Annotated in this window: 8 protein-coding genes; 1 reads left to right on the forward strand and 7 read right to left on the reverse strand. The window is 74.9% G+C overall.

From position 1 onward, the window contains the following. Positions 1 to 275: 275 nt before the first annotated feature. From ABZ215_RS37725 to ABZ215_RS37745, 5 genes are read right to left on the reverse strand one after another with little or no spacing between them, the layout of a single operon-like run. The gene (locus tag ABZ215_RS37725) at positions 276 to 1,418 is read right to left on the reverse strand and encodes a DUF58 domain-containing protein (RefSeq protein ID WP_354955316.1); all 1,143 of its coding nucleotides are present in this window, start codon (positions 1,416 to 1,418) and stop codon (positions 276 to 278) included. Beyond that, entirely contained in the window at positions 1,415 to 2,392 is a 978-nt protein-coding gene (locus ABZ215_RS37730) for a MoxR family ATPase (RefSeq protein ID WP_051123558.1), read from the reverse strand. The genes ABZ215_RS37725 and ABZ215_RS37730 overlap by 4 nt, the downstream gene beginning before the upstream one ends. Further along, positions 2,377 to 4,305, reverse strand: a complete 1,929-nt coding sequence (locus ABZ215_RS37735; RefSeq protein WP_354955318.1) for a fibronectin type III domain-containing protein — start codon at positions 4,303 to 4,305, stop codon at positions 2,377 to 2,379. Before ABZ215_RS37735 ends, ABZ215_RS37730 begins: the two co-directional genes overlap by 16 nt. A gap of 6 nt (positions 4,306 to 4,311) precedes the next feature. Then, on the reverse strand, positions 4,312 to 5,616 hold the full coding sequence (locus ABZ215_RS37740) for a HAMP domain-containing sensor histidine kinase (RefSeq protein ID WP_354955320.1): 1,305 nt from the start codon (positions 5,614 to 5,616) through the stop codon (positions 4,312 to 4,314). After that, complete coding sequence (locus ABZ215_RS37745) at positions 5,613 to 6,296, reverse strand: response regulator transcription factor (protein WP_354955322.1); 684 nt, start codon at positions 6,294 to 6,296, stop codon at positions 5,613 to 5,615. The genes ABZ215_RS37740 and ABZ215_RS37745 overlap by 4 nt, the downstream gene beginning before the upstream one ends. A gap of 118 nt (positions 6,297 to 6,414) precedes the next feature. Here ABZ215_RS37745 and ABZ215_RS37750 point away from each other — a divergent pair, with 118 nt between their 5' ends. Beyond that, positions 6,415 to 7,071, forward strand: a complete 657-nt coding sequence (locus tag ABZ215_RS37750; RefSeq protein ID WP_020419230.1) for a response regulator transcription factor — start codon at positions 6,415 to 6,417, stop codon at positions 7,069 to 7,071. Here ABZ215_RS37750 and ABZ215_RS37755 read toward each other — a convergent pair. Together ABZ215_RS37755 and ABZ215_RS37760 are read right to left on the reverse strand one after the other, a co-directional pair. Then, positions 7,053 to 7,571 carry a hypothetical protein gene (locus tag ABZ215_RS37755; RefSeq protein WP_354955324.1) on the reverse strand — a complete coding sequence of 173 codons (519 nt, stop codon included), beginning with the start codon at positions 7,569 to 7,571 and terminating at the stop codon, positions 7,053 to 7,055. The genes ABZ215_RS37750 and ABZ215_RS37755 overlap by 19 nt on opposite strands. A gap of 102 nt (positions 7,572 to 7,673) precedes the next feature. Continuing rightward, a partial coding sequence (locus ABZ215_RS37760; protein WP_354955326.1) for an iron-sulfur cluster-binding domain-containing protein occupies positions 7,674 to 8,363 on the reverse strand: 690 nt, incomplete at its 5' end.

Genomic DNA, 8,363 nt, shown 5'->3' on the forward strand with positions numbered 1-8,363 from the left:
AGCCGAGCGCAGGCAACAGTCCACAACGGACACCCGCCCCGCCGAGGCGTGCCTCACCCCGCCACCTCGTTCCACAACCGCACCGCCTGCACCGCATCGGCCGCCAGCACCACCGGCGCGCCCGACGCCACAGCCACCCGCAGTCCCCGCCCCTTCCAGCGCGACCAGGAAGTTCATGCCGAGCCGGCCCTGCAGCCGGGTCAATGCGCGCGACTCGGAGTGAGCCGAGCGCAGGCAACAGTCCACAACGGACACCCGCCCCGCCGAGGCGTGCCTCACCCCGCCACCTCGTTCCACAACCGCACCGCCTGCACCGCGTCGCCCGCCAGCAGCACCCGTGCGCCCGGCGCCGCGGCCATTCGTGGTCCCGGTCCTTCCAGCGCGACCAGGAAGATCGTGTCGAACCGGTCCCGCAGCCAGGTCAGTGCGGGCGGCTCCGCGCGCGCCGAGCTGACCAGCACCAGGCATCCGCCCGCGCCGCCGCGTGCGGACAGCGCCGGCGGCACCAGCGCGTCCGCCGGGGCCTGCGTCACCTGGCACAGCTCGTCCAGCAGCTGCCGGGTCGCGGGCAGGCCGCCGGGTGTGGGCAGGTCTAGCCCGCCCGCGGTGACCAGCCGCGACGGGTGCCCGGCCCGTGCCGAGGCCACCAGCAGCGACGCGGCCACGTCGGCCGCCTCCTCGAACCCGGCAGGCGACAGCGATCCGGCGCGGGTGTCCAGCAGCAGCGTGAACCGCGGCTGCTCCGGGTCCACCAGGTCCCGCACCATCAGCCGCCCGGTGCGGGCCGTCGCCTTCCAGTGCACGTGCCGCACCTCGTCCCCGGGCACGTACTCGCGCACGTCCTGCAGGTCGATCGAGCCGCGCAGCGCGTCGTCGGTGCGGGCGCCGTCGTGGTGGTGCCGCGGGTGCCCGCTGACCAGCACCCGGGCCGGCAGCTGCCGCGGGTGCACCCACAGGTCCGAGGTCTCCCCGGTGGGCTTGCGGTTGACGGCCAGCCCGAACGGGTCGGCCCGGTGCAGCGTCAGCGGGCCGACCGGGTGCCGCCCGCGCGCGCCGGTGGGCAGCTCGTAGTGGTAGGTGGCCTCCGCGCCCGGCGCGAGCGCGCGCACCGAGACGGTCTGCGCCTGCCCGCCGATCCCGTCGGCGGCCAGGAACGCCGCCTGCCGCCGCTGCCCCGGGTTGCGCACCCGCAGCCGCGCCAGCGCGGCACTGCCCCGTTCGACCCGGTCCGGGTACACGGCACGGCGCACCTCGACACCCAGCCCGCGCGCCGTGACAGCCACCGCGGCGAGCACGGCGACCAGCGCCACCGCCCCCAGCGCACGCAACAGCGGGTACCCGCCCCACTGCCCGAACACCAGCAACGGCACCGCCGCGACGAGCACCGCGACGCCGCGCCCGGTCAGCCGCCGCCTCACCGCCGGGCCGCGCCGATCGCCGGCGCCGGGGTGGCGGCCAGGACCTCGTCGACGATCTCGGCGGTGCCGCGGCCGTTCAGCTCGGCGTCCGCGGTGAGGATCAGGCGGTGCGCCAGCACCGGCACGGCCACGTCCTTGACGTCGTCCGGGGTGACGAACGCCCTGCCGTCGGTCGCGGCCAGCGCCTGCGCGGTCCGCACCAGCGCGATGCTGCCACGCGGGCTCGCGCCGAACCGCACCGCCGCGTGCTCCCGGGTCGCGGCCGCCAGCCGGGCCGCGTACTCGACGACCGCCCGGTCCAGGTGCGACCCGCGCACCTCCGCGATGGCCTGGCGCAGCACCCCGATGTCGACCACGGTGGGCAGCTCGTCCGCGGTGACGCCGGCGCACTCGCTCATGACCACCAGCACCTCGGAGGCCACGTCCGGGTAGCCGACCGACAACCGCATCAGGAACCGGTCCAGCTGGGCCTCCGGCAGCCGGTAGGTGCCCTCCATCTCGATCGGGTTCTGCGTGGCCACCACCAGGAACGGCCGCGGCACCTCGTGCGCCACGCCGTCCACCGTCACGCGCCGCTCGGACATGACCTCCAGCAGCGCGGACTGGGTCTTCGGAGTGCCGCGGTTGATCTCGTCGGCCACCACGATGTTCGCGAACACCGCGCCCGGGTGGAACCCGAACTCCTCGTCCTTCTGGTGGAACACGCTCACGCCGGTGATGTCGCCGGGCAGCAGGTCCGGCGTGAACTGGATGCGGCTCCACTTCCCGCCGATGCTGCGCGCCAGGCACCGCGCCAGCGTCGTCTTGCCGAGGCCGGGCACGTCCTCGATCAGCAGGTGCCCCTCGGCCAGCAGGGCGGCCACCGCCAGCCGCACCAGCTCCGGCTTGCCGCGGATCACCTGCTGCACGTTGTTCGCGATCAGCCCGGCGACCTCGCCCGCTCGTGTTGCGCTCTGCACTATCCCCCCGGCCATACGTAGTGATTGGACTCGACACCGTCGACGATGACCCACACGGTGTAGCCGACGCTTTCGTAGGGAAAAGCCTCGAAGATCTCGATGCCGTCCTCGTCGGTGGTGACACCCTTGCCTTCGTTGGAGTAGCCCGGGTTGTCGGAGAAGACCTCGACCTCGTACCACGACTTGGGCTCGAACCCGGTCATCTCGATGCGCATGTAAGCGCAGTCCGGGGCTTCACAACCGTCGTAGGTCGTATCCGAGCCCCTGGTCACCCTCACCTGCGGGGTCCGCTGCACCGGCACCCGGGTCTGGACCGTGGCCGGCGCGCCCCGCCCCGCGCTGTTCTCCGCCACCACCGTGACGGTGTAGGTCACGCCCTGCTGCAACCCGCTCAGCGTGGCCGACCGCGCGCTGCCCGGACGGGTCATCGCCCCACCCGCGCCCGACCCCGGCCGCCAGGAGATCTGGTAGGCGGTGACGGCCGCGCCGTTCGGCGGCGCCGCGCCCCAGGTGAGCTGCACGTTCTCGCCCTGCACGGTGGCGCGCAGCCCGGGCGGCAGGCCCGGCGGGCTCGCCGGCACCGGCGGAGGCGACGGCGGCGGCACGGCCCGCGACGACGACGGCGGCGACTGGGTCTGCCCCGGCGGCCGGCCCCCGTCACCACCCGAGGGCGGCCGGTTCTGACCCCCACCGGGCGGCGGCCCGTTCTGCGCCGGTCCATTCTGGACCGGTCCGTTCTGCGCCGGTCCGTTCTGCGCCGGTCCATTCTGGGGCTGCGAAACAGGCGACTCCGGCGGCGGGGCGACCGGCGCGCCCGGCTCGTCCGGCCGCTGCGTGCCGACCACCGGCACCTGGTTCACCGCGCCGTCGTGGTCCACCACCAGCACGTGCCGCCCCTCGGCGCCGTCCACGTACACGCGGGCGTCCTCGCCGCGGGCCAGCCGCGGTTCGCCCGCCTCCGGCGGCACCGGCATCGTCCGCTTCGGATCGCCCTGGCTGCTGTAGGTCAGGACCGTGCTGCGGGTCAGGTCGAGCAGCACCACCGACGACCCGCTGACCGTCGGGCCGGCGTAGTCCCCGTCGGCCAGCGCGAGGCTGATCGGCGTCGCGGGCGCGCGCCGCCCGTCCAGCCCGGCCGCGTCGACCAGGTGCAGCCGCCGGGTCGCCGGGTCGAGCACGGCCACCCGGCCGTCCGCGTCCGCCGGGGCGATCCGGGCGCCGGGCGGCAGGTCCATCCGCGCGGGCACCGGCTCGCCGAACCCGTCCCCGGTGACCGGGCGCAGCACGTCGGAGGTGGTGTCCACGAACGCGGCGTCCCGGCCGACCACGGTCAGCCCGCCGGTGTGGCCTGCGGGAGCCGCCACCGGGCAGGACACCTGCTCCGCGTCGCGCGGGAGCCGGCACAGCACCCCGGAATCCAGGCGGTGCAACCACACCGTGCCGTCCGGAGTGGCCACCGGGTCGCCGAGCACGCCGCCCGCCGGAATGGTCACCGCGCCGTCGCCGAGCCGCACCACCCGGCCCGCCTCGCGGTAGACCAGGTAAGGCCCGCCCGGCGTCTCGATCGCGACCGGCACCTCGCCGGTCGGCGGGACGAAGCTGCGCTCCACGCTGAGGTCGGACTTGCCGAACTCGTGGATCCGCGACCGCCCCACCACGTACCCGCTCGTCTCGCCCTGCACGACCTGGCTGCCCGGCTCCAGGCCCGGCACCTCCGCCGAGGCGTCCACGGTGCGGGCCGAGCCGTTGATGTGGAAAACCCGGTCCAGGCCGGGGAAAGCGACCCAGTGCCCGCCCGGCGCGACGTTCAGCCCGGGCAGCGGCCGTCCCGCCGCCGACACCGCGACCGCGACACCGGCGACCACGACCGCCACCAGCAACGCCATCGGCAGTCGGCGCCGCAGGCCGTGGGAAGTCCGCTCGTCCATCTGCGTCTACCCCCGATGCTCGCTGTACCAGGGCGCGGGGCCGGGCTGGGCGGCGCTGCTGACGGGCAGCACGAGCTCGAAGATCGCGCCGCCCTCCTCGGCGTTGTACACGCGGAGCACCCCGCCGTGCGCCTGCGCCACCCACCGCACGATCGACAGCCCGAGCCCGCTGGACCCGCCGCCGCTGCTGAACCGGTCGAAGTTCTCCGCCGCGACCGCCGGGTCGATCCCCGGCCCGTGGTCGGCCACCGTGACCCGGCCGCCCGCGACCGTGATGTGCACCAGCGCCTGCGCGCCCGGCTGCCGCCCGTACCGCAACGCGTTGTCGAGCAGGTTGCTGATCGCGCGCTGCACCAGCGCCGGGTCGGCGTCGACCCGGGTCGGCGCGGCGGTGACCGTCACCTGGGCGTCCTCGGCCGGGGTCTCCGCCACCACGCTTGTCACCAGCTGGTCCAGCCACACCGGCTGGATGGCCAGCCGCTCCACCCCGGCGGCGAGCCTGGCCCGCACCAGCAAGCCGTCGATGATGCTGCCCATCCGCCCGGCCAGGCGCACCGTGCGGGGCAGCAGCTCGGCGCCCTGGTCGGGGTGCCGGGTCGCGGTCTCGGCGAGCGCCCGCAGCGCCGCGACCGGGGTGCGCAGGTCGTGGGCGGTCTCGGCGAGCAGCACCTCCTGCTGCTCCAGCGCCGCGGTGGCCGGCCGGATCGCGCGCCCGGACAGCAGGTGCCCGGCGACGCCGACCGCGGCCAGCAGCAGCACGCACCCGCCGATCACCATCAGCAGCAGCCCTTCGTGCCGGGACTGCTCCGGCCCGGCGTCCATGGCCGCGACCACCGCGCCGATGTACTGGCCCGTGCTGTTGCGGAACGGTTCGGCCCCGATCCGCACCAGCGCGCCGTTCGTGGCGCGCACGTAGCCCTTCAGCAGGGTGCCCGACTGCACGGCCCGCTGGGCGAGCCCGCCCAGCACCGCCAGGTCGACCGGCACGCAAGTGCGGCGGCTGACGTGCGGCTCGAACCGCTCGGCGCCGCCGGGCAGCACCGCGAACTGGGGACACTGGGTGTTCAGCTCGTCCTCGGCCACGAACGCGGTGACCAGCGTGTCGTCGTACTGCAGGAGGCGGGTGACGGTCGAGGTGACGCGGCGCAGCTCGCCGTCCATCGCCTGCTCGCCCTTGTCCGCGTCGGCCTGGACCACCAGGACCGCGAACACGATCAGGCCGATCGCGTTCATCGCGGTGAACAGCCCGGTGAGCATCCAGCGCAGGCGGCGCAGGCGGTGCGCGGCCGAACCGCTCCGCGGCGCGCTCACGGCGCCATCCGGTAGCCGACCCCGCGGACGGTCTGCACCGCGTCCGGTTCGCCCAGCTTCCCCCGCAGCCGCCGCACCACCACGTCCACCACGTTCGACATCGGGTCGGTGCTGGAGTCCCAGCAGTGCTCGATCAGCTCGGCCCGCCGCACCGCCTGCTCCGGGCGCGCCATCAGGTACTCCAGCACCGCGAACTCCTTGCCGGACACCGTGAGCAGCACCCCGTCGCGGCGCACCTCGCGGCGGGCGCAGTCGACCTCCAGGCCGCCGTGCCGGAGCACGGAGGGCCGCCCGGTGCCGGAGCGGCGGCACAGCGCGAGCACCCTGGCGGCGAGTTCGGCCGCGGCGAACGGTTTGACCAGGTAGTCGTCGCCGCCGTGCTCGAACCCGGCGATGCGGTCGTGCACCGTGTCGCGCGCGGTCAGGAACAGCACCGGCACCGCCCACCCGGCCTGCCTGCGCCGGTGCACGAAGTCGATCGCGTCGCCGTCGGGCAGCATCCGGTCGAACACCACGCACGCGTGCCCGGGCTCGGCGAGGGCCGCCGACGCCCCGGCGAGGGTCACGGCGGTGTCCAGCCGGAGGCCGGCGGCGGTGAGTTCCGCGGTGACCGCGACGCGCAGGTCCTCGTCGTCCTCGACCACCAGCACCCGGGGCCGGGTCGTCACAGGTGCGGACACGGTGGATCCTTCGTCACGGGGAGCGTGTGCCCGGAAGCTTAGCGTCCCGCCGGATCTTGTTCGCCCGGTTTGCGGGTTTTGGCAGGAACCGGCCGGGCCGGGGCGATACCGTGGCGGGGTGCGTGTGCTGGTCACCGAGGACGACGAGAACCTCCGGGTGGCCGTCGAGGCGTCGCTGCGCGGGTCCGGGTTCGCGGTGGACGTGGCCGCCGACCTGCCGGCGGCGGACGAGGCGGTGAGCGTCAACTCCTACGACTGCACGGTGTTCGACCGCATGCTGCCGGCCGGGGACGCCCTGCGGTACGTGGCGGGGCTGCGACAGCGGGGGTGGCCGGTGCCGGTGCTGTTCCTGACCGCGCGGGACACCGTGGACGACCGGATCGCCGGGCTCGCCCACGGCGACGACTACCTCGTCAAGCCGTTCGCGATGGCCGAACTCGTGGTGCGGGTGCGCAGCCTGTGCCGTCGCGGCCCGGCGCTGCCCGCCCCGGTGCTGCGGCACGGGGACGTCGAGGTGGACACCGGGCGGCACGAGGCACGGCGCGCGGGCACCCCGCTGACGCTGACCGCGAAGGAGTTCGTGGTGCTGGAGCGGCTGGTCGCCGCAGGCGGGCGGCCGGTCCCCCGGTCCGAGCTGATCGCCGCGGCGTGGGACGAGTTCGTGCCGCCCGCCTCGAACGTGCTGGAGGTGCTGATCGCCGGGCTGCGCCGCAAGCTCGGGCCGCCGCCGGTGGTGCGCACGGTCCGGGGCGTCGGCTACCTCCTCGGCGCCTGACCGCCCACCGCGGAGCCGGTGCGGATCGCGTGCTCCAGCAGCTCGTGTCCGTCCAGCGCGCCGGAGAACCGGATCTTCGCGCCGTCGGCGAACGCGACGGTGCAGCGGTAGTCGCGGATGACCAGCCGGGTCAGGAAGGTGCTGCGGCGCGGGTGGAACGGCGTGACCGCGGTGACCGCCTGCCACGGCCAGGCCCGCGTCCGCCCCTTGGCCGTGTGCGCGAGGCCCGCGTCGCGCACCTCGAACGTCTCCGACAGCCCCTGCCGCGCCACGTGCACGACGAGGAACACCGCGAGCGTCGCGGCGAAGACGGTCACGGTGATGCCGAACCCGATGGCGGTGCTGTACTGGTAGGAGTACCCGGACAGCATCATCGGCGTGGTCAGGGCCCCCATCACGGCGGCGAGGACGACCGCGGCGACGGTGATCAGCGCCAGGCGCCCGTGGGAGACGCGGTAGCGGTGCACCACCGGGCCGAGCAGGTCGGGATCGGTCGTCACGGGGCCACCTCCGGTCGGCTGCTGCACGATCACCGGACGATCGTGCGGCAGCCCCGCGGACCCGGCCAGGGCCGTGGCAGCAACCGGACAGGCGACTCCGGCTCAGTACAGCTCGATCTTCAACCGGGCCGTCCTGGCGCGGGAGACGCACAGGGCCATCTGGTCCCCGGCGGCCTTGTCCGCGGCCGACAGGCAGCTGTCCCGGTGTTCGGGCACGCCCTCCAGCACCCCGGAGACGCAGGACCCGCAGATGCCCTCCTCGCACGACTTGAAGACCTCGATGCCGTTCTCCCCGAGAACCGCGAGGATCGACTTGCCCGCGGGCACCTCGAACACCTCGCCGGTGTCCAGCTCGACGGTGAACGGCTGGTCGCCGCTGGTGTCGACGTCGGCGGCCACGAAGTGCTCCACGTGCACGCGCGACTCGCCGACGACGGGCGCGAAGACCGCCGAGACCTGCGCCATGAACCCCTCCGGCCCGCACGTGTACACCTGCGCGTCCGGGGTCAGCTCGCCCGCGACCTCCTTCAGGATCGTCGGCTGCTCGGCACGCGGCACGCCGAACCGCAGGTGCACGCGGTCGCCGAACTCGCGCTCCAGCAGGCCGGCGAACGCGGCCTGCTCCCGGGCGCGGGCGAAGTAGTGCAGCTCGAACTCGGCGCCGCGGCGGTGGAGCTCGTAGGCCAGGCTCAGCAGCGGGGTGATGCCGACGCCGCCCGCCACCAGGACGTGGCGGGCGCCACCGCGGGCGCGAACGGCTTGCCGAGCTCCTCGGCCACCATTTCGCGCAGC

The sequence above is a fragment of the Amycolatopsis sp. NPDC006131 genome, assembly GCF_040614175.1.
Taxonomy (GTDB): Bacteria; Actinomycetota; Actinomycetes; order Mycobacteriales; family Pseudonocardiaceae; genus Amycolatopsis_E; species Amycolatopsis_E tucumanensis.